Origin of the sequence: Paenarthrobacter sp. NPDC091711, assembly GCF_044756605.1 — a bacterium.
Lineage (GTDB): Bacteria > Actinomycetota > Actinomycetes > Actinomycetales > Micrococcaceae > Arthrobacter.
In genome coordinates, this window is sequence record NZ_JBIVTF010000018.1 from 1 (window position 1) to 20,149 (window position 20,149).

Here is a 20,149-nt window from a genome sequence, read left to right on the forward strand (position 1 = left end):
CACTCCGCGGTCTCTTCCGGATCACGATCAGGCAGCTGGGCAGTCAACCCGCTGAGGATGTGTGAGGTCTCTTCTCCTGCAGCCACGTCCAACCTCTCTTCATTGAATGTCTGGGCGCTTGCTCTGTGGGGGGCGCTCAAGGAATTTCGTATTGTGAGAATAAAATTCTGCAATTCGAGATTACGTCTGCTGATGGGCAGCGTCAACACGGATTGCGTAACCAAAACAGTCAACTGGGAAAGCAGTGCTCAAGCAACCGAATGTGACCCTGCATACACCGGGAACTCTTGACGTGACGTGACCTGAGTCATAGAGTGCTTTCACTATTCAATAACTAGATTCCGCATTGTGGAATCAGTACGAAGTGGAGATCCACGATGCAGACGACTTCATCAGTCGGCGTCACTGGTACTCCGGGAGACGCACCAGCAGGTGGCCCCAACCACCCGTCCGTGGGTAACACGGACCTTTGCGCTATTGCTTCCGAAGCATCAGGCCGTACCATCAGCCCCAGCCTTTACAACATTGACCTCGCTCCCACTAAGGCCAAAGGCCGCAAGTGGACCAGCTACAGCATCTTTACCCTCTGGGCCAACGACGTCCACAGCCTGGGTAACTACGCCTTTGCCATCGGCCTGTTCTCCCTCGGTTTGGGTGGCTGGCAGATCCTGGTGGCGCTGGGAATCGGTGCCATCCTGCTCTTTGCCCTCCTGAACTTCTCGGGGTTCATGGGCCAGAAGACCGGCGTCCCGTTCCCCGTCATGAGCCGCATCAGCTTTGGCATCAGGGGTGCGCAGATCGCCAGCCTGGTTCGCGGCGCCGTTGCCGTGGCATGGTTCGGCATCCAGACCTACCTGGCCTCAGTGGTCCTCCGGGTGATGTTGGTTGCCATGGCACCCGGCCTGAAAGACCTGGACAGCAACTCCATTCTTGGCCTCTCAACCCTGGGTTGGTTCTCCTTCGTGGCTCTCTGGATCGTGCAGTTGGTGATCGTCAGCTTCGGTATGGAGATGATCCGCAAGTACGAGGCGTTCGCAGGCCCGGTCATCCTGGTGACCATGGCAGCGATTGCCGTGTGGGTGTTCATCGAAGCCGGTGGCGCCATCCAATGGTCTGGCATCAAGGGCCTTGAGGGTGGGGAAATGTGGCTCACCATCTTCGCCGGTGGTGCGCTGTGGGTCTCCATCTACGGAACCTTCGTGCTGAACTTCTGTGACTTCACGCGCTCCTCCACCTCCAAGAAGTCCATCGTCAAAGGCAACTTCTGGGGCATCCCCATCAACATGCTGGTCTTCGGCGCCATTGTGGTGGTCATGGCCGGCGGGCAATACAAGATCAACGGCACTGTCATCGAGAGTCCCTCGGACATCGTGCAGAGCATCCCGAACACCCTGCTGCTGGTCCTGGCATGCCTCGCCCTGCTGATCCTGACGGTGGCCGTGAACCTGATGGCCAACTTCGTCGCTCCGGTTTATGCGCTGACCAACCTCTTCCCGAGGCACCTGAACTTCCGCAAGGCCGCCTGGGTCAGCGGCACCATCGGCTTGGTGATCCTGCCGTGGAACCTCTACAACAACCCGATCGTCATCGTCTACTTCCTGGGCGGGCTGGGTGCGTTGCTTGGGCCGCTGTTCGGCGTCATCATGGCTGATTACTGGTTGGTCCGCCGGGGCAAGGTCAACGTGCCCGAGCTCTACACGGAGGATCCCAAGGGCGCGTACTTCTACAAGCGGGGCGTCAACCCTAAGGCCATCATCGCGATGATCCCGGCGGCAGCGATTGCCATCGCCATCGCCTTCATTCCGGCACTGGCGCCCGCAGCACCCTTCGCCTGGTTTATTGGAGCAGGCGTAGCTGCGCTCACGTTCTTCGCGGTGGCTGACAAGAAGCAGCTCCATGAGGACGTCTCCGGCGAGCCGATCGCCGTCGCCAGCACCCACTGACTCACCGAGCATCGAGGCCTCGCCCGTCCTCCCGGTCACTGACTTAATGAGTCCCAGCAAGCGGACCCAGGTCACCAGTCAGGGGACGGGCGCTGCCGTTGAGAGGAAACCCATGCGCATCCTTGTCGCAAACGTCAACACCACCCAGTCCATGACGGACTCCATCGCCGCCCAGGCCCGTGCGGCCGCTGCCCCGGGCACCGAGATCGTCGGCATCACTCCGCGGTTCGGCGCCGACTCTTGCGAGGGGAACTTTGAAAGTTACCTTGCAGCGATCGCTGTCATGGATGCCGTGGTGAACTATCCAGAACCGTTCGACGCCGTCATCCAGGCCGGCTATGGCGAGCACGGCCGTGAGGGTCTGCAGGAACTTCTGGACGTCCCGGTGGTGGACATCACCGAGGCGGCAGCCAGCACCGCGATGTTCCTGGGACACAAGTATTCGGTGGTCACCACACTGGATCGGGCCGTTCCGCTCATCGAGGACCGCCTCAAGCTCGCCGGCCTGGAAGCACGTTGCGCTTCTGTGAGGGCCAGCGGCATGGCCGTGCTGGAGCTCGAGGAGTACCCGGAGCGTGCTGTTGAAGCAATCGTGAGCCAGGCGGAGCAAGCTGTTCAGAACGACAAAGCCGAGGTTATTGTCCTCGGTTGCGGCGGCATGGCCGGGCTGGACGAGCAGATCCGTCAGCGAACTGGCGTCCCCGTGGTGGACGGAGTGGCGTCAGCGGTCACCATCGCTGAATCCTTGGTGCGCCTCGGCTTGTCCACGTCCAAAGTGAGGACCTACGCCACACCGCGTCCAAAGACTGTCATAGGCTGGCCGATAACTGCATCCCAGCCGGCCGCAAACCAGAACGCCGAAGCCGCGCGCTGACGGCTTGACGCTGCCACAAGCACTTCCTCGAAAGGCAACCACATGACTGACTCCAGCCCGCCCACAAACCCGAGGGTCGCCGTCGTGACCGGGGCCGGTTCGGGTATTGGGCGAGCCGTCGCCAAGCTCATGCTCGCTGAAGGTTACCGCGTTGCCCTGGCTGGCCGCCGTGAGGCGCAACTCCTGGAGACTGCGGGCGGCCACCCGGATGCGCTGGCCGTTCCCTGCGATGTCACAGCGCCCGACGACGTCGCTCGCCTTTTCGAGGAGGTCCGCCAACGCTGGGGTCGGGTTGATGTGCTGTTCAACAACGCCGGCATCTTCGGCCCGGCAGGCGACGTGGGCGAGATCAGCGTGCACGAGTGGGAAGCGACCCTGCGCGTGAACGTCACCGGTTCCATGCTGTGTGCGGCCGAGGCCGTGCGGACCATGAAAACCCAAGAGCCGCAGGGTGGCCGCATCATCAACAACGGATCCATCTCAGCGCACTCGCCCCGGCCCAGGTCGGTGGCTTATACGGTCACCAAGCACGCCATGACGGGCCTGACCAAGAGCATTGAGCTGGACGGGCGGGAGTTTGGCATCACGTGCGGGCAGATTGACATCGGCAATACCCGCACCGAGATCATGGACACCATCGGCGTCGGGTCCGGCGCGCTGCAGGCTGATGGCAGCCGCAAGGTGGAACCCATGTTCCCGGTGGAGGACGCTGCCCGTGCCGTGCTGATGATGGCCAACATGCCGGCGTCGGCCAGCGTGGGTTCCTTGGTGGTGACGGCGGCCGGCATGCCGTTCGTGGGCCGCGGCTAGCGAGTCCGCGCACTCTCAAAGGGGGTCCTGTACCGCCACCACCCACTGTGCTTTTCGAATGCCCGTGACACGCCCTTGGAGGGGTGTGCCGCGGGCATTTCTGCGTCAAAAGAGGTGGTGGAGGCCCGGGCCTGGCTGGCTTCAAACCAAATGTGACTTCCATAATATGGAAACTGAATTTCCCCTTGCGGAATGGTGTGACCAGGCTTACATTTGAAAAACCCCCTCAAAATGTGGGGCTGTTCCCAACTGATTGGTTCAGATCAATGAAGATCCCAGACTCCGCGGCGCTGAAGGCGAGTTCGGCCCCGCAGAAGAAAAAGCGGCTGTACCAGTCGCTCTTTTTTCAAATCCTGATCGCCGTCGTCGCAGGTGTACTCATCGGTCATTTTTGGCCGACCATTGGGTCCGCCCTCCGGCCACTGGGTGATGGATTCATTCAACTCATCAAGATGATCATCGCCCCGCTGATTTTCCTTGTGATCGTCACGGGCATCTCGGCAGTGGGCGACGTCAAGGCGGTCGGAAGGGTCGGGGTCAAAGCGCTCCTGTACTTCACCGGCGCCACTCTTTTCGCCCTCGTTTTCGGGCTCATCGTCGGAAACATCGTTCAGCCCGGTGCTGGCCTTAATATCGACCCCGCTACGCTCTCCCAGGACGCGCTCAACGCCAAGACCGGCAATGCGCCTCCCAAGGACGCCGCAGCGTTCATCCTGGATGTCATTCCCGTCAGCGTGATCGGTGCTTTTGCCAGCAACAGCCTGCTTCAGGTGCTGTTCTTCTCAGTCTTCTTCGGCGCAGCCATTGTGGTCATTGGCCGCGAACGGTGCCTGCCGGTCATCAGCCTCATGGAAACCGTGCTGGAACTGATCTTCAAGATCATGTCCTGGATCATGAAAGTGGCGCCCATCGGTGCCTTCGGTGCCATGGCCTTCATCATCGGCCAGTACGGGATCGGCACGCTCAGTACATATGCCCTCCTGATTGCCGCCTGCTACGGCGCAGCGATCATCTTCATCGGCCTGCTGTTCCTGGTGGCTTGGGGCTTCGCCCGCGTTCCGCTGTGGTCTTTCCTGAAGTACACCCGGGAAGAATTCCTGCTGGCGCTCGGCACAGCTTCCACAGAAGCTGTCATGCCGCGCATCATGACCAAGCTGACCAACGCCGGTTGCTCCCGCGCCACCACCGGTTTGGTGGTTCCCACGGGCTACTCGTTCAACCTGGACGGCGCCGCGATCTACCTTTCCATTTCGCTGCTGTTCCTGGCTCAGGCTTTCGGCCACAACCTTGATCTCGGCCAGCAGTTGGCAGCCCTGGGTGTGCTGCTCCTGACCTCCAAGGGCATGGCAGGCGTACCGGGTTCGTCCTTCCTGGCACTCTCCGCTACCGCTGCCGCCCTCGGAATCTTCCCGGTTGCCGGCGTCGCCCTCCTCCTCGGAGCCGACCGCCTCATGGACTCCATGCGCGTGGTGGTGAACTTGCTCGGCAACTGCGTGGCAACGTTCGTGGTGGCCAAATGGGAGGGCCAGTTCGACCGCAGCGTCATGGTCCGCGCTTTCAACGGTGAGATCACCAACGAGGACACGGCCATCATGCTCGGCAAGGAAGACGTTTACGCGCAGCAGGAGCTGGAGCGCATCAGCAGCGGCCAGAACCCCTCGCCGAAGTTCCGTGGCGGTCCCACCGCGGACGACATCCCGCAATTTGAGATGAGCAAGAAGGGGCAACCGTCAGCCCCGGTGTGCCCGGACTAACCGAATAGTTTTGTACAGCTGATGCCCTTAAGACCTGGTCTTAGGGGCATTAGCTGTACAAAAACTCGATTAAAGGGGCAGCAGCTCCGAGAGGTCCGCACGCAGACCGGACGCTGCCAGCTGATGGTTCGAAACAGCGTCCGCCCACGACATCCTGCCGGTCACCAACGAAAGCCACGTGGCGGCGTCGCACTCGATCACGTTCGGGGGAGTGCCGCGCGTGTGACGGGGCCCCTCCACGCATTGCGTAACTCCGAACGGCGGCACCCGAACCTCCACCGAATTGCCGGGTGCGCGCGCGGTGACTTCCTCCAGGGAGTAGCGCACCGCCGTCGCAATCAAAGAGCGCGACGGCGGGGTCCCGGCACCGCTGCCCGACTCACCGGCACTGCCGGAAGGCTCCCCGGCACTGCCCGAGGGCTCGACGGCGGCCTGCCAGGCTGCCAGCGCGGCGCGGCCTTCCTCAATGTTGACGCGGCGACGTGCGACGGCCATGGGTGTTCTCCTCAGAAGTACTAGTCCAGCAGGGCGGAGACGGCGTGGCCCAGCCTGATCTTGCCAACCTCGTGGCCGCCGCCGAGCACGGGCTCAACCACCCGTTCCAGAACGCTGGAAACCGCCGGGATGTCCACGGCGCCACTCACGGCCAGGAGAGTCAGTCCAACCAAGGACGTGGCTCGCAGGTTCCCGTCCAGCATCTTCACGGCCACGGTTGCGCCGGTGGGTGTCGCCAGGACCAGGACCCCTTCAGCCCCGATTTTCGCCAGGACCTCGAGTTCTTCCATGACGATCGTGTTGGACTCGCCCTTGCCTTGGACGGCCCAAGGGTAGTCGAGCATGGACGTGGCGATGGTGGCGGCACGCGCGTTGGATGATTTGTCTCCCGGGGACTTGGCCAAGCGGGAGTAGGCGCGGGCGAGGCCGGTCAGCGAGATGGCGGCAACGGGTGCGCCGCAACCGTCGATGCCCAGATGCGAGATCGTTTCGCCGCTGTATTCCTCGATCACCGAGCGAACACGCTGCTGGAGCGGGTGGTTGGGCTCAAGGTAGCTGCGCAGGTCCCAGCCGTTTTCGGTGCACGCCCAGAGGAATGCAGCGTGCTTGCCGGAGCAATTGAAAGCCAGCTTGGATTGTCCACGCTCTGACCGCACCAGCCAGTTGCGGGCCGTTTCGTCCTGGGGCCAGGCCGTGGGGCATTGAAGGTTCTCTTCCTTGACGCCCGCTGCTTTGAGCATCCCCTCAACAACGTCCATATGGTCCAGGGATCCAGTGTGGCTGCCGCAAGCCACAGCAACTTGTGCGCCGCGGAGGGGCACCCCGGATTGCATGGAAGCCAGCGCTTGGAAGGGCTTGAGGGTGGAGCGGGCGAGGACTGGGGCGTCAATGTCACCAAGACGGGTGACCACCGAGCCGTCACCGGCAAGGACCACGGCCGCGCCGATGTGCCGGGACTCAATAAAGCCACTTCGTTCGATCACTGCCAGTTCCACCGCGGACTCAACGTTGAACGTTTCATGCGAACTTATGGGCATACAGCCAAGTCTAGGGGCGCGGCCGTGTGGTTCCCGGCCATACGCGCGCCACACGCGCGCCCGCGCGCGTGATCCTCTGCACTTTGCGTGATCCATGCGCTTGGACTCCCGTGTACATGGGGTCCGGTGAATGATACAGCTTAGGCTGCTCGCCCTTCACAAAGTACCCTTGAGGACTGTGAAGGTACTCGTCATTGGCCCAGGCGGCCGCGAACACGCCATTGTCCGCTCTCTGCTTGAAGATCCGAACGTTTCCGAGGTCCACGCGGCCCCGGGCAACGCGGGCATCAGCAAACTTGTTCCCACCCACGCGATTGACGGGAACAACCCGGAAGCCGTGTCCGCCCTCGCCACCAAGCTGGGCGTGGACATGGTGGTGGTCGGCCCTGAGGCGCCCCTCGCCGCCGGTGTTTCCGACGCCGTCCGCGAAGCCGGCATTCCGGTGTTCGGTCCCAGTAAGGAAGCAGCCCAGCTGGAGGCTTCCAAGGCCTTCGCCAAGCAGATCATGGCTGAAGCCAACGTTCCCACGGCCATGGCCCGCGTAGCCACCAACGCCGAGGAAGCTGCAGACGCCCTGGATACCTTCGGCGCCCCTCACGTCGTCAAGGACGATGGCCTGGCCGCCGGCAAGGGCGTGGTGGTCACCAAGGACCGCGACGAAGCGCTGGCACACGCACAGGCCTGCTTCGACGCCGGTGGAACCGTGGTGATCGAAGAGTTCCTGGACGGCCCCGAGGTCTCCCTGTTTGTCCTGTGTGACGGCCGCACAACTGTGCCGCTGTCCCCGGCACAGGACTTCAAGCGCATCTTCGACAACGATGAAGGCCCCAACACCGGTGGCATGGGCGCGTACACCCCGCTCGAGTGGGCTCCCGAGGGCCTGGTCCAGGAAGTCATTGACCGCGTGGCCCAGCCCACCGTGGACGAGATGGCCCGCCGCGGCACCCCCTTCATCGGCGTGCTCTACTGCGGCCTCGCCCTGACGTCCCGCGGCACACGCGTCATTGAGTTCAACGTCCGCTTCGGCGACCCCGAGACCCAGGCCGTCCTGGCGCGCCTCAAGACTCCGCTCGGTGCGCTGCTGCTGGCAGCTGCCAAGGGCGAACTGGACACCGCAGAAGAGCTGCGCTGGTCCAAGGACACGGCAGTCGCCGTCGTCGTAGCCGCCGAAAACTACCCGGACGCACCCCGCACCGGTGACCGCATCCGCGGCCTGAAGAAGGTTGACGAGCTGGACGGTGTCCACGTGGTCCACGCCGGCACCAAGTTGGACGACGAAGGCAAGGTGGTCTCCGCTGGTGGCCGCGTCCTTGCGGTGGTCGCGCTTGGTTCCGATCTGGTGGAGGCCCGCGAAAAGGCGTACGACGGCGTTGAGCTGGTTCAGCTTGAAGGCTCACAGTTCCGTACGGACATCGGAGGCAAAGCCGCACGCGGCGAAATCCGCGTGCCGTACACCGCAACCGGAACCATCCCGAAAGTGCAGGCCTGAGCATGACTGAGGGCATCCCCACCGGCGGCTTCGAAACCGAAACTCTGGAACTTCCGGGCTGGACGCACGTCTACTCCGGCAAGGTCCGTGATCTCTACGTCCCGGCCGACGAAGCCATCACGGAAAAGATCGGCCAGGAATGCGTCCTGGTGGTGGCCAGTGACCGCATCAGCGCCTACGATCACGTGCTGAGCAGCGAGATCCCGGACAAGGGCCGCGTCCTGACCCAGCTGAGCCTGTGGTGGTTCGATCAGTTGGATGTGGAGCACCACGTGCTGGCGTCCACGGTGGAAGGTGGCGTTCCTGCCGCCGTCGAGGGCCGGGCCATGATCTGCAAGAAGCTGGATATGTTCCCGGTGGAATGCATCGCACGCGGCTACCTCACCGGCTCCGGCCTGGCTGAGTACAAGGAATCCCGTACGGTGTGCGACATCCCCCTGCCCGAGGGCCTGGTTGATGGTTCGCGCTTGGAGAAGGCACTCTTCACGCCTTCTGCCAAAGCCGAAGTGGGCGAGCACGACGTCAACATCACCTATGACGACGTTGTGGCCATGGTGGGCGACGACATCGCTGCCCGCCTCAGTGAGCTCACCCTGAAGATCTACACCCGCGCCGAGGAGCTCGCCCGCGAACGCGGCATCATCCTGGCTGACACCAAGGTGGAGTTTGGCATCGACGCAGCCACTGGCGTGATCACGCTGGGTGACGAGGTCCTCACCCCGGACTCTTCACGGTTCTGGGATGCATCCACGTACGCGCCGGGTCAGTCCCAGCCCTCGTACGACAAGCAGTACGTCCGTGATTGGCTGACCTCCGCCGAGTCCGGCTGGGACAAGTCCTCGGACACCCCGCCGCCGGCTCTTCCCGCCGAGGTAGTGGTGCGCACCCGCGCCCGCTACGTCGAAGCCTACGAAAAGCTCACGGGCCGCACCTTCGCCTAAAGCACCCAACTGGGTCGCAGTTCAGGTCGTTATGAGCCCTCATAACGACCTGAACTGCTACCTACTTGGGTGAATCAGGCCTGAGAGTGTTCCGGATGTGTTGCAGCGGCCCGGCGCTCGGCCAGACGGATCTCCAGTACAGCGTCCATGGCCTGCTGCACCCGGTCCGAGGCTCCCGCTGCGCTGAAGTCGTGCTGGGCCTCTTCCAGGAATTGGAGTGCCTCAGCGGCTTCCCCTGCTGCTTTCAGGGACTTACCCAGCAGCAGCGACACTTCGCCGGCGGTGTGCCGGGCCAACACCTTGCGGTCTGCGTAGATTTCGCGGAGCTTCTCCACGGCTGCAGGGATGTCCCCGGTCAGGTACAGCCAGCGGGCGCGGATGAACGCGACCTCCAGCTGGTCTGTCTTGTTCCCGCCCACAATGGACAGCGCGAGTTCCGCCCGCTCAATGGCGGACAACGTTTCCGGTTCCACAATCCCGGAGGACAGTCGAACCGCTGCCGACGCCTTGTTGAAGCGGGCCCAGAGCTCAATGTCATTGGCGGGGGAGAGGAGCTTGGCTGCACGCTCGTGGTGCTTGATGCCCTCGATGTAGTCGTGGCGCATGAAGGCGACGTTGCCCACCACCCAGGCCACTTCGCCTGCCAGCTGCGACATGGAGTGTTCGTCCATGTGCTCGATCATTGCCAGGCAGTACTCCCAGGCCTCGTCCAACTTGCCGCTCTCGGCAAGAGCACCGATCAGCGCGCGGTGCGCACCGATGATGAGCGTGGAACCCTTGGGCAGTTGCTCGCTGAGTTTGACGGCTTGCTTGGCATGCTCGACGGCGGTGGCCAGCTGACCTTGTCCGTGACACACCGCGGCAAGCATTTGCCAGGCGCGCACTCCCAGGCCGGCGGATTCAGTGGCCATGGGGTGTTCCAGGAGATGCTCAACAATTTGCTGGCATTCCTTGAGTTGGCCTTGCTTCATCACGCACTCAGCCTGCATGTATGTCATGTTCCACCAGGCGCTGTTGTTCTTGGCCTCAAGAGCGATCTGCGCTGCGGTTGCTGCGTGGCTGGCGGCGAGTTGATAGTCGCGGAGGTCCCATGCCTGCCGGGCGTACAGGCCGGCGAGGACGTACTCGGCGTCGCTCACGGAAACGGGTTGGCTCCACGCTTCGAGGGCTTTTGGCGCCAGCTCCAGACGGCGGGCGAGCTCCTCGATGACCTCGGCCGTGGGCTCGCGGCGGCCTGTTTCAAGCAGCGAAATATAGCTCGGTGAGTACAGGTTCTTGCCGAGCTCTGCCTGCGTCAACCCACGTTCGAGCCGTTCGGCACGTAGCTTCTCGCCGAATCCGTTTCCCACGGGTCCCTCCTACAGGTGTCTTTTGACCAAAACCTTGACAGTCTCTGTGGAAAACATTTTACAATGTATGTCAACAGGGACCGTGCAATTTCCGTAACGAATCCGACTCGCATTGGGGTACATCATCATGTTCAAGAAAATCATTGCTTCAGTGGCCGTGGCGGGCGCACTGACGTTCGCGGTGGCGGCTCCCGGTGTTGTCTCCGCTGCCCCCGCAGCAGATTCCAGCACAGTAAGCGCCATTGGTAACTGGCCGGACCCTATGCGGTCCACCACCACCACGGTGCCCAAGAAGGACAAGGCCGAGACGACCATCACCACGATGTCCATCGGTAACTGGCCCGACCCTATGTAAAACAATTGTAGTAAAAGAAACCCCGGAGCGTGACGAGCGATGCTCCGGGGTTTTCTTTATGCCCTGCCTTCGTTGGCCAGTGAAATCATAGTGAGGCGCGGCTGGGACGCCAATCGGCACGATAGTACATGTGGATAAGTGCGGTGAGTTGACAAACTTAAAACGAAAAATGGCGCCGATTTCTCGACGCCATTTTCGTGTTTGGTCGGGATGACAGGATTTGAACCTGCGACCTCTTCGTCCCGAACGAAGCGCGCTACCAAGCTGCGCTACATCCCGATCCGCTGCGAAAGCAACTGTTCAAGAATAGCCGAAACGTCCCGTGATGCGAAATCGAGGAGCTGGTGTCGCTGCTCACAGCCGACGGCCGGGAGGAGCTAGACCAGCGAGTCCCGCCACGCCCCGTGCAGCTGGGCGAACCGTCCACCACCGCTGATCAGTTCAGCGGGAGTCCCGTCCTCCACAATTCGGCCGTCGTGGACCACAAGAACCCTGTCGGCCGTCTCCACGGTTGAGAGGCGGTGGGCGATGATGATGGCTGTCCGAGCTCCCCTGCCGCCGGCTACTCCCTCCAAAAGGTTGGACAGTCCCTGCTGCACCATGCGTTCAGAGGGGATGTCCAAGGAGGACGTTGCCTCGTCCAGTATCAGCACAGCCGGTGCGGCCAGGAACGCGCGGGCGAAGCCGATGAGTTGGCGTTGACCGGAAGACACCCGGCCACCACGCTTGTTGACGTCCGTGTCGTACCCCTCGGGGAGGCTCGTGATGAACTCATGGGCTCCCACTGCTGCGGCGGCAGCCTCGATCTCAGACCGCGAAGCCTCGGGCCTGCCGAGGGCAATGTTGTCCGCCACGGAGCCGCTGAAGAGGAAGGCTTCCTGCGTCACCATCACCACGGCGCGCCGGAGGTCCGTGGTGGAGAGGTCCCGGAGGTCGATCCCGTCCAAGGTGATGGCCCCGGACGTGACGTCGTAGAAGCGCGCCACCAGCTTGGCCAATGTCGACTTGCCAGCACCTGTCTGGCCCACCAAGGCAATGGTTTGCCCGGCCGGAATGTGCAGGTCCAGCTTGGGAACCACCACTTTGCCGTCGCTGTAACCGAACTCCACGCCCTTGAAGTCGATTTCGCCGCGTGAGCTCTTCAAGGCGACGGCGTTCTTCGGAGGACGGACGGTGGGTATTTCCTCAAGAAGTCCGGACACCTTTTCCAGTGCGGCCTGGGCGCTCTGGAAAGAGTTGTAGAACATGGCCATCTGGTCCACGGGCTGGAAGAAGCGCTTGGTGGACAGGATGAGTGCCAGCAGCACGCCAACGGCCAGGTCGCCGTCCAGAACCCTGAAGCCGCCAAACAGCAGCACAACGGCCACGCAAACATTGCCGATCAGCACCAGGCCCGGCTGGAAGATGCCGTTCAGGTTGATGGAGCGGACGGTGTTCTTGCGGTAGTCCTCGGCCAGCTCGCCGTAACGGGAGGCATTCTCGCGCTCTTTGCGGAACGCTTTCACCGCACGGATACCGGTCATGGTCTCCACAAAGTGCACGATCAAGCGCGCGGACACCACCCGTGATTCACGGAACGCGATCTGTGAATGCTTCTGATACCAGCGGGCAAGGAAGAACATGGGCACGCCGGCTGCCAGGACGATCAAACCGCTGCGCCAATCGAGCGCAAAGATCGTGACCGCGGTGAACACCATGAACAGCATGCCCGACGCCAAGGAACTCACGCCGGAATCCAGCAGTTCGCGCAGCGCTTCAAGGTCCGAGGTTTGCCGGGCAATGATGCGGCCCGAGGTGTACTTCTCGTGGAACTCCAGGCTCAACCGCTGGGTATGCCGGAAGACCCGCAAGCGCAGATCCAGCAGCATGGCCTGGCTGAGCCGGGCAGTGGAGGTCACGTACAACGCAGTCATTCCAGCCGTGGCGATCGCCGCAGCCAGGTAGAGGGAACCAGCCAGTACCAAAGGCCCGTTGTCGCCAGCCTGCAGTGCAGGAAGGGCGTTATCGATGCCAAAGGCGATCAGCGCAGGCCCGGCAACCCGGGTGAGCTGCGAGACCACCACCATCACAATCGTCAGCCAGAAACGCAGCCGAACGGGACGGATGAGCGAGGCAAGCAAGGTGAGCGACCGGCGTCGTACGGCTTTGCTGTCTGCTTTGGTGAGGAGTGTGTTGTCCTCGTTGGCGGTTCCAAACGTTGCGGCACTCACCGGCGGGCCTCCTCTGCTTCTTCGAGCTCGTCCAGTTCGGTGTCCAGGTCCTTGGGACCGGCGTCCAGACTGGCGATGACGTAGCGGTAGTGATCGTTCCCGGCCAACAGTTCCGTATGTGTCCCGACGGCGGTGATGGTCCCGTTTTCGAGTAACGCCACCCGGTCCGCCAAGGCCACGGTGGAAGGGCGGTGCGCGACGATCAGAGTGGTGGTCTCACGAAGGACCTCCCGCAAGCGGGCCTCTACACGTTCCTCCGTATTGACGTCCAAAGCGGACAGGGGATCGTCGAGGACCAGAACCTTGGGCTTGGCCGCGATGGCGCGGGCCAACGCGATGCGTTGCCGTTGACCGCCGGACAGGCTCAAACCTTCCTCGCCGATCAACGTGTCCACGCCGTCCGGCAACGAGTACGCGAACTGTGCCTGTGCCACGTCCAGGGCTTCGTCCAGGGCAGCGTCGCTGGGATTTGGGGCTCCGAGGAGGACGTTGTCCCGTACCGAGCTGGAGAACAGGGTGGTGTCCTCGAACGCCACAGCAACAATCTTCCGGAGTTCGTCAATGTCATAGTCACGGACATCCACGCCGTCAATGGTCACAGCGCCGGACGTGACGTCGTACAGGCGGGGGACCAGTTGGAGCAAAGCGCTCTTGCCGCTACCGGTGATGCCCACCAGGGCCATGGTCTCGCCGGGGCGGATGTCCAGGGTGACGTCGTGGAGGAGGGTCCCGCCGTCGTCGAACCCGAAACCTGCACCCTCAAAGCGCAAGGCGCCCTTCACTTTGTCCGGAACCGCGGCCTGGTCTGGGGAAGTTATGGTGTTCTCCGTGTCCATCACCTCAAAGTGGCGGTCCAACGCGGTCTTGGCGGTCAGCGCCATGGCCAGGAGCATGCCCGAGAATTCCACCGGCGTGGCCACCACAGCAGCTGTTGCGAAGAACGCCACCAAAGCGCCGATGCTGAGTTGTCCGCTCGCGGCGAGCATGATGCCCACCACCAGCCCGACGCCCAACGCCAGCTCCGGCAGCAGCGTGACCACCAGCGTGAAGCCAGCTTGCTGCTTGGCCTTCGCGATCTCCGTCTGGCGGAGTTCCTCTGCCTGGCCGTTGAAGTTTTCCAGCGCTTCGCGGCTCCGGCCAAAAGCCTTCAGCACGCGAATGCCGTGGACGGATTCCTCCACGGTGGTGGCGAGATCCCCGGCCTGGTCCTGGCTGAGGCGGGTGACCAAACTGAAGCGGCGGCGGAAACGGAAGGAGTTGATCATGATCGGCACGGCCGCTGCCAGGAAGATCAGCGCCAGCTGCCAGCTCATGGAGAACATCACGCCGACGCCGATAATCACCGTCAGCGTGGTGACCACCAACATGATCGCGCCGAACGCCATCCAGCGGCGCAGGAAACTCAGGTCCGTCATGGCGCGCGAGAGCAACTGACCGGAACCCCAGCGATCATGGAAAGCCACAGTGAGCTGCTGCAGGTGGCCGTACAGGGTCACGCGCATCCGGGTCTCAACCGTGGTGGCCGGGTTGATCACGAACTGCCGGCGCAGGGCCACCAGTCCCGCTTCAGCAATACCCAAAGCAAGAATCACGACGGCGGCAATCCAGACGGCGTCCGTGGAACCGCCTGGCTGCAGCGAGTTGTTGACAAGAACCCGCAGTACCTGCGGAATAGTCAGCGCAACGATGCTGGCCAACAGGGCGCAGATCAGGCCCATGAATAGTCGGGGGAGGATGGGCCGCACATGAGGGTACAGGCGGCCGACGGAGGTAAAGAAAGACGTTTGCTTGGACATGCCCGCTTCTCGACAGCTGGATCTTCAGATGGTGCGGAGGTAGTTTCCCGTAGCAACTACCCTATGCCATGGCGTGATTCGTTTCACAGGACAACGCAACGTCGTTGAAATGTTTGACCCAGTTATTGAGGATCGTAATGATCCACGTCTCTTTTGATCGAGCGGCTCTAGCTGCGGGGCGTGAGCGTCAGCAGCACTGCCTCCGGGCGGCACGCGATGCGGACCGGGGCAAAGCGCGAGGTGCCGATGCCGCCGGAGACGTTTACCGGCGTCGTGAAGCTATCACTTTCCCAATCGTGAAGACCCTTGGCGCGCCAATTGGGGAGATCGCAGTTGGAGACGAGCGCACCGAAGCCGGGGACGCAGATTTGGCCGCCGTGGGTGTGGCCGGCAAGGATCAGATCCGCTCCGGCCTCAGTGAAGTGGTCCAGCACGCGCTGGTACGGAGCGTGAATGACGGCCACCTTCAGGTGCGGGCGGGCGTCCTGGTTTACGGTACCGCGTGGCCAACCTGCGTAGCGTTCACGGCCCAGGTGCGGATCATCAACCCCGGAGAAGTCGAACCGCAAGCCGTTCAACACCACGGACTGGGCACGGTTGGTGAGGTCGATCCAGCCACCCATGCCGAACGCCGAGCGGAGCTTCGGCCAGTCGAGCTGGATAGGAGCGGTTTTGGGTTTGGATGGACCGCGGAAGTAGCCCACCGGGTTCTTGATCCGCGGGGCGTAGTAGTCATTGGAACCCGGAACGAAAACGCCCGGGAACTCCATCAGCGGCCGAAGTGCCTCGATCAGAGGATCGATGGCCTTGGCGTGGCTCAGGTTGTCGCCCGTGTTGACCACAAGATCAGGCTTTAGATCCGCCAGCGACCGCAGCCACTGGGTCTTCGTGTCCTGGCCGGGGACGAAGTGGATGTCGCTCAGGTGCAGGACGCGGAGCGGCTTGGTGCCCTCCGGAAGAATGGGCAGGGCTTCGTGACGGACCTCGAACTGGTCCTTCTCCCACCAACCGTAAGCGGCGGCCGCTGCGCCTGCAGTTGCACCGACGGCAGCAGTGACGGCGAAACCGCGCCCGACAGTGCGGACGCGGTTTGCCAATGAATCACTAAACGTCATGGTCAGTTCTTGTTGCCGTTACCGTTGCCGTTCCCGTTGTTGCCGTTTCCGGAGGACGGGGCGGGATTAGGTGCGGTGGACGGCGTAGTGGACGGCGTGTTGTTGCGCTGCGGGGCCGGAGCCGTACCGAGCAGGTTCGACGGAGGCTGCTGGAACGGGTTGGTTCCGTACGCTGGAGCGACAGCCAGCATGTAGTTGGTGAACTGGGGGCCGGCGATCATGTAACCGTCGATGGCTTTATAGAACTGGCCGTTCACTGTGAGGTCGCGGCCGTAGCGCGACTGATCAGCCAGGGGATCTCCGAACCAAGAGGCCGTAGCAAGGCCGCTGGTGTAGCCCACAACCCAGGTCGAGCCGTTGGTGTCGTTGGTTCCGGTCTTCGCAGCCACCGGGAAGTTCTTGGAGTTAAGAGCCGGTCGGATCAAAGAGCCCGAGCCCTCGTCGAGCACCTTCCCCATGGCATAGGCAACGCCGCGGGCTACCTCAGGTTTCACTGCATCCTTACAGCTTGAGGACTGGGCCGGAAGCTGGGCGCCGGACTGGTCCTTCACCGAGGTGATGGCAATGGGTTCGCAGTACTTGCCATCAGCGGCGAACGTTGCGAAAGACGCTGCCATGGTCAACGGGGCCGTTTGCGTGGAACCGATCAGGTTGGCCAAGGTGGTCATGGGGACCTTGGGGTTCGGGTCCGTGATCTTACCGGTGTCATCCCGGGCGGGGAGGCCACCGTGGATGCCTGTGGCATCGACTATTCCTTGAATACCGCAGAGATCAACCTGAGCCGCCGAAGCAAAGGTCGCAGTGTTGATGGAGTTCTTGAGGCCGTACAGCACGGTCATGTTCCTGTAGTAACCTTCATCAGAATTCTGAAGGTCGATGGTGCCGTTGGTGGCGTCATACCAACCATTGGTCGGAGTGGGACAGGTGTTCTTCCAAGGGAAATTCTGAGGGTACCTGCGAACGGCCGCGTTGACGTTTTGGTTCATCGACTTGCCCTCGTTCAGCCACTGGGCAAACGTGAAGGGCTTCATGGTTGAACCGGGCTGGAACCCGCCAATGCCATTGAGATCATTGCCGTCCTTATCCAGGACGTCCACGTTGAAGTTCTGCGTCTGATCGAACTTGCCCTCTTGAGGCAGCCAGACGGTGTTCTGGGCCATGCTCACGATCTGGCCTGTGCCCGGCTGGACGGAGACGATCGAGGCGCCCCACTTGTCCGGGTTCGCACCTGCCGTCGCGTCTACCTGCTGCTGTGCCACGGTCTGGGCCGTGGGGTCGAGCGTGGTCTGGATGGTGAGGCCGCCACGCTGGATGCGCTTGATGCGCTCTTCCTGGGTGTCGCCGTATGCAGGATTGTTGAAGAGCAAGTGCAGCACGTAGTCACAGAAGTACGGAGCCATGGTGGCGTAAGCGCAGCCCTGGCGTGCAGGAGTGACCTGCGTGGTGACGGGGGTAGCAACAGCTTCGTCGTACTGTGCCTGGGTGATCTTGCCCTGATTGACCATGGAGGCGAGCACCAGGTCGCGCCGGACTTTCGCGTTGTCCGGGTTGGCAATCGGATCGAAGGCGGAGGGGCTGTTCACCAGGCCGGCCAGGAGGGCTGCCTGCGGAAGAGTGAGGTCCTTCGCCGTGGTGCTGAAGAAGAACTTTGAAGCAGCCTCAATACCGTAGGCATCACGGTTAAAGAAGACGATGTTGAGGTAACCCTCAAGGATCTGCTCCTTGGAGAACTTCTTCTCCAAGGCGATGGCGAGCTTCATTTCGCGGAGTTTGTCGCCAACGCCCTTGTCGCCACCGTTGAGCTTGACGTCTTCTTCCCTGTCGGCTGCCACAAGGGATTCGTTGATGACGTTGTTCACGTACTGCTGCGTGATGGTGGACGCGCCCTGCTTGTTGCCTCGGGCGGTGCTGACGATGGCTCGCATGATGCCGGTGGTGTCAATGCCGCCGTGCTCATAAAAACGGCTGTCCTCGATAGCGATGACAGCGTCCTTGATGAACGGACTCATTTGATCCAGCGGAACCTTGGTCCGGTTCTCCGCGTAGATCGAAGCAATCGGCGTACCGTCCTTCGCCAGAATGGTGGTGTTCTGACTGGGCGGATCCACCTGCAGCTCCGCCGGCAGAGTGTCAAAGAACTGAATTGAACCACTGGCGGCACTGCCCGAAACGGCGGCCGCGGGGACCAAAAGGCCCGCCACGAGGACGCCACAAATCGCGCTCACACCAAGGAAGCCTAGAATCTTTCCGAGGGTGGTGGCAGTGTCGAATAGTGGGTTCTTGCGAGTCACCATGTTTTCCACTTTACCGGCAAGGGCTAGGCTTTCTGTCATGACCAAATGGGAGTACGCCACGATTCCGCTCATTATCCACGCTACGAAGCAGATCCTGGACCAGTGGGGCGAGGACGGCTGGGAGCTCGTCCAGGTCGTCGGTGGACCCGATGGCAAAGGCCTTGTTGCATACCTGAAGAGGGAGAAGCAGTAATCATGACAACCCCCGCAGAAACCACGTCTGCCGCGGAATCCGGAGCCCCCACGTCTGCTGTTGAGCAGCGTCTGGCCGAGCTCGGATTGACCCTTCCCGAGGTGGCCGCGCCGGTGGCTGATTACGTACCTGCCATCGTCTCCGGCAACTACGTTTACACCTCCGGACAGCTGCCTTTTATTAACGGCAAACTCGAAGCTACGGGCAAGGTATCCCTCGGCGAGTTGGCTACGTCCGACGAACCCACCGTCGACCCTGAAGACGCCAAGCGTTACGCAGCCGTCTGTGCCATCAACGCCTTGGCCGCAGTGAAGAGCGTCATCGGCGATCTTGACCGCGTCACCCGCATCGTCAAGGTTGTGGGTTTCGTATCCTCCGAGTCCACCTTCACCGGCCAGCCCGGTGTTATCAACGGTGCATCGGAACTTCTCGGACAGGTGTTCGGCGACGCCGGCAAGCACGCACGCTCCGCCGTCGGCGTTTCTGTCCTGCCGCTCGACTCTCCCGTTGAAGTCGAGCTCATCGCTGAATTCAGCTAAGGAACCGGTTCACCCAATTGCCGCAGCTTGCCCGCCGTCTGTTCGTACTGCCCCCGGAACTCGAAGGGGCAGCACGGAACTGGCTTGAGCTTGGCGAACGGACCCCCAGGGCCGCCCGCTACGCCTCCTCCGTTGTGCTGTTGCGCGATTCGCCCACCGGCTTGGAAACCTGGCTTGGATACAGGCCAGGTTCCTCGCCGTTGGGCGTCGTCGCGTTCCCCGGCGGTTCTTTGGACCCGTCCGACGACGACCCCGTAGGTTGGTTGGGCCCCTCACCTCAGCATTGGGCTGAGCAGATGGGAACGGACGACGTCGGACTCGCCCGCCGTCACGTGGTGGGCGCCATCCGTGAACTCTTCGAAGAAACGGGAGTCCTGCTTGCGGGCCCTGACGCGTCGTCCACGGTTGAAGCCAACTCCACCATTGACTGGATGCGCGCCCGTGAAGCTGTGGCCGCCCAGGAGAAGTCCTTCACGGAGATGCTGTCCAAGCGCGGACTGTCCCTCCGCACCGACCTCCTGAAGCCGCTGGTGAACTGGCTCAGCCCTGACTTTGCCCACACGCGTTTCAACACCCGTTACTTCGCCGCCACGGTCCCCGTGAACCAGCAGCCCAGCATCCTGGGCAGCAAGGGCGTGTGGGGGCGCTGGGTGTGTGCCGCCCAAGCCATCGCCATGCGGGATACCCCAGCACTCGGTGACGAGGTGGGCCAGGAAAACACCGTAGGCCTCAAGCTCGGCGAACTCTTGGTGCCGGGCTCGGAAATCATGCTCGAAAAGATGGCCAACGCCAACGGCTGCATCGCGTACCTGAGCTACAAACGCAAAGCACACGTGTACCAGGCGAAGCTGGTGGACGAGGGCGGAATCCTGATGCTCGAGGTCGAAGCAGCCCGAACCGTCGCAGGGGAACCCCAGCGCGAACGCTGACCCCGGTCCCTCTCTCACATCCCTCG

The 20,149-nt window shown here is 62.3% G+C and carries 17 protein-coding genes and 1 tRNA gene; 10 read left to right on the plus strand and 8 right to left on the minus strand.

The genetic code is table 11. The features are described from left to right. Positions 1-377 precede the first annotated feature (377 nt). The 4 genes from ACIQH5_RS19685 (at position 378) to ACIQH5_RS19700 (ending at position 5,381) form a co-directional block, all read left to right on the plus strand. Entirely contained in the window at positions 378-1,943 is a 1,566-nt protein-coding gene (locus tag ACIQH5_RS19685) for an NCS1 family nucleobase:cation symporter-1 (RefSeq protein ID WP_400406727.1), read from the plus strand. Positions 1,944-2,055: 112 nt separating this feature from the next. Continuing rightward, a complete protein-coding gene (locus ACIQH5_RS19690; RefSeq protein WP_091327460.1) occupies positions 2,056-2,817 on the plus strand; it encodes an aspartate/glutamate racemase family protein in 762 nt (253 codons plus the stop codon). A 42-nt stretch (positions 2,818-2,859) separates the two neighbouring features. Then, complete coding sequence (locus ACIQH5_RS19695) at positions 2,860-3,627, plus strand: SDR family oxidoreductase (protein WP_400406731.1); 768 nt, start codon at positions 2,860-2,862, stop codon at positions 3,625-3,627. A 266-nt stretch (positions 3,628-3,893) separates the two neighbouring features. Beyond that, a complete protein-coding gene (locus tag ACIQH5_RS19700; protein WP_400406734.1) occupies positions 3,894-5,381 on the plus strand; it encodes a cation:dicarboxylate symporter family transporter in 1,488 nt (495 codons plus the stop codon). Positions 5,382-5,450: 69 nt separating this feature from the next. On the opposite strand, the gene ACIQH5_RS19705 is transcribed toward ACIQH5_RS19700, so the two are convergent. Then, entirely contained in the window at positions 5,451-5,876 is a 426-nt protein-coding gene (locus tag ACIQH5_RS19705) for a sterol carrier family protein (protein WP_400406737.1), read from the minus strand. A gap of 20 nt (positions 5,877-5,896) precedes the next feature. Continuing rightward, positions 5,897-6,913 carry an asparaginase gene (locus ACIQH5_RS19710; protein ID WP_400406739.1) on the minus strand — a complete coding sequence of 339 codons (1,017 nt, stop codon included), beginning with the start codon at positions 6,911-6,913 and terminating at the stop codon, positions 5,897-5,899. Between the two features lie 178 nt (positions 6,914-7,091). Here ACIQH5_RS19710 and purD point away from each other — a divergent pair, with 178 nt between their 5' ends. Continuing rightward, on the plus strand, positions 7,092-8,402 hold the full coding sequence (purD, locus tag ACIQH5_RS19715; RefSeq protein ID WP_400406873.1) for a phosphoribosylamine--glycine ligase: 1,311 nt from the start codon (positions 7,092-7,094) through the stop codon (positions 8,400-8,402). A 2-nt stretch (positions 8,403-8,404) separates the two neighbouring features. Then, positions 8,405-9,343 carry a phosphoribosylaminoimidazolesuccinocarboxamide synthase gene (locus ACIQH5_RS19720; protein ID WP_400406742.1) on the plus strand — a complete coding sequence of 313 codons (939 nt, stop codon included), beginning with the start codon at positions 8,405-8,407 and terminating at the stop codon, positions 9,341-9,343. A gap of 74 nt (positions 9,344-9,417) precedes the next feature. Here the strand turns inward: ACIQH5_RS19720 and ACIQH5_RS19725 are convergent, their stop codons facing one another. Continuing rightward, the gene (locus tag ACIQH5_RS19725; protein ID WP_400406744.1) at positions 9,418-10,692 is read right to left on the minus strand and encodes a helix-turn-helix domain-containing protein; all 1,275 of its coding nucleotides are present in this window, start codon (positions 10,690-10,692) and stop codon (positions 9,418-9,420) included. 127 nt (positions 10,693-10,819) lie between these two features. Between ACIQH5_RS19725 and ACIQH5_RS19730 the strand changes: the two genes are divergently transcribed. After that, complete coding sequence (locus ACIQH5_RS19730) at positions 10,820-11,047, plus strand: hypothetical protein (protein WP_062073841.1); 228 nt, start codon at positions 10,820-10,822, stop codon at positions 11,045-11,047. Between the two features lie 202 nt (positions 11,048-11,249). On the opposite strand, the gene ACIQH5_RS19735 is transcribed toward ACIQH5_RS19730, so the two are convergent. From ACIQH5_RS19735 to ACIQH5_RS19755, 5 genes are all read right to left on the minus strand, one after another. Continuing rightward, positions 11,250-11,326 (minus strand) — tRNA-Pro (locus ACIQH5_RS19735). 98 nt (positions 11,327-11,424) lie between these two features. Beyond that, a complete protein-coding gene (locus ACIQH5_RS19740; RefSeq protein ID WP_400406746.1) occupies positions 11,425-13,257 on the minus strand; it encodes an ABC transporter ATP-binding protein in 1,833 nt (610 codons plus the stop codon). Then, complete coding sequence (locus ACIQH5_RS19745) at positions 13,254-15,053, minus strand: ABC transporter ATP-binding protein (protein WP_400406750.1); 1,800 nt, start codon at positions 15,051-15,053, stop codon at positions 13,254-13,256. The genes ACIQH5_RS19740 and ACIQH5_RS19745 overlap by 4 nt, the downstream gene beginning before the upstream one ends. 167 nt (positions 15,054-15,220) lie before the next feature. After that, the gene (locus ACIQH5_RS19750) at positions 15,221-16,168 is read right to left on the minus strand and encodes a metallophosphoesterase (protein ID WP_400406753.1); all 948 of its coding nucleotides are present in this window, start codon (positions 16,166-16,168) and stop codon (positions 15,221-15,223) included. Between the two features lie 2 nt (positions 16,169-16,170). Further along, positions 16,171-18,501: a transglycosylase domain-containing protein gene (locus tag ACIQH5_RS19755; protein WP_400406756.1), complete on the minus strand. Its 2,331-nt coding sequence runs from the start codon at positions 18,499-18,501 to the stop codon at positions 16,171-16,173. Here ACIQH5_RS19755 and ACIQH5_RS19760 point away from each other — a divergent pair. From ACIQH5_RS19760 to ACIQH5_RS19770, 3 genes are read left to right on the plus strand one after another with little or no spacing between them, the layout of a single operon-like run. After that, a complete protein-coding gene (locus ACIQH5_RS19760; RefSeq protein ID WP_011775990.1) occupies positions 18,500-18,655 on the plus strand; it encodes a DUF4177 domain-containing protein in 156 nt (51 codons plus the stop codon). The genes ACIQH5_RS19755 and ACIQH5_RS19760 overlap by 2 nt on opposite strands. Positions 18,656-18,657: 2 nt before the next feature. Further along, entirely contained in the window at positions 18,658-19,194 is a 537-nt protein-coding gene (locus ACIQH5_RS19765) for a RidA family protein (protein WP_400406758.1), read from the plus strand. A 17-nt stretch (positions 19,195-19,211) separates the two neighbouring features. Next, positions 19,212-20,123, plus strand: coding sequence for an NUDIX hydrolase (locus ACIQH5_RS19770; RefSeq protein ID WP_400406761.1), 912 nt, complete (start codon positions 19,212-19,214; stop codon positions 20,121-20,123). The last annotated feature ends 26 nt before the right edge of the window (positions 20,124-20,149 follow it).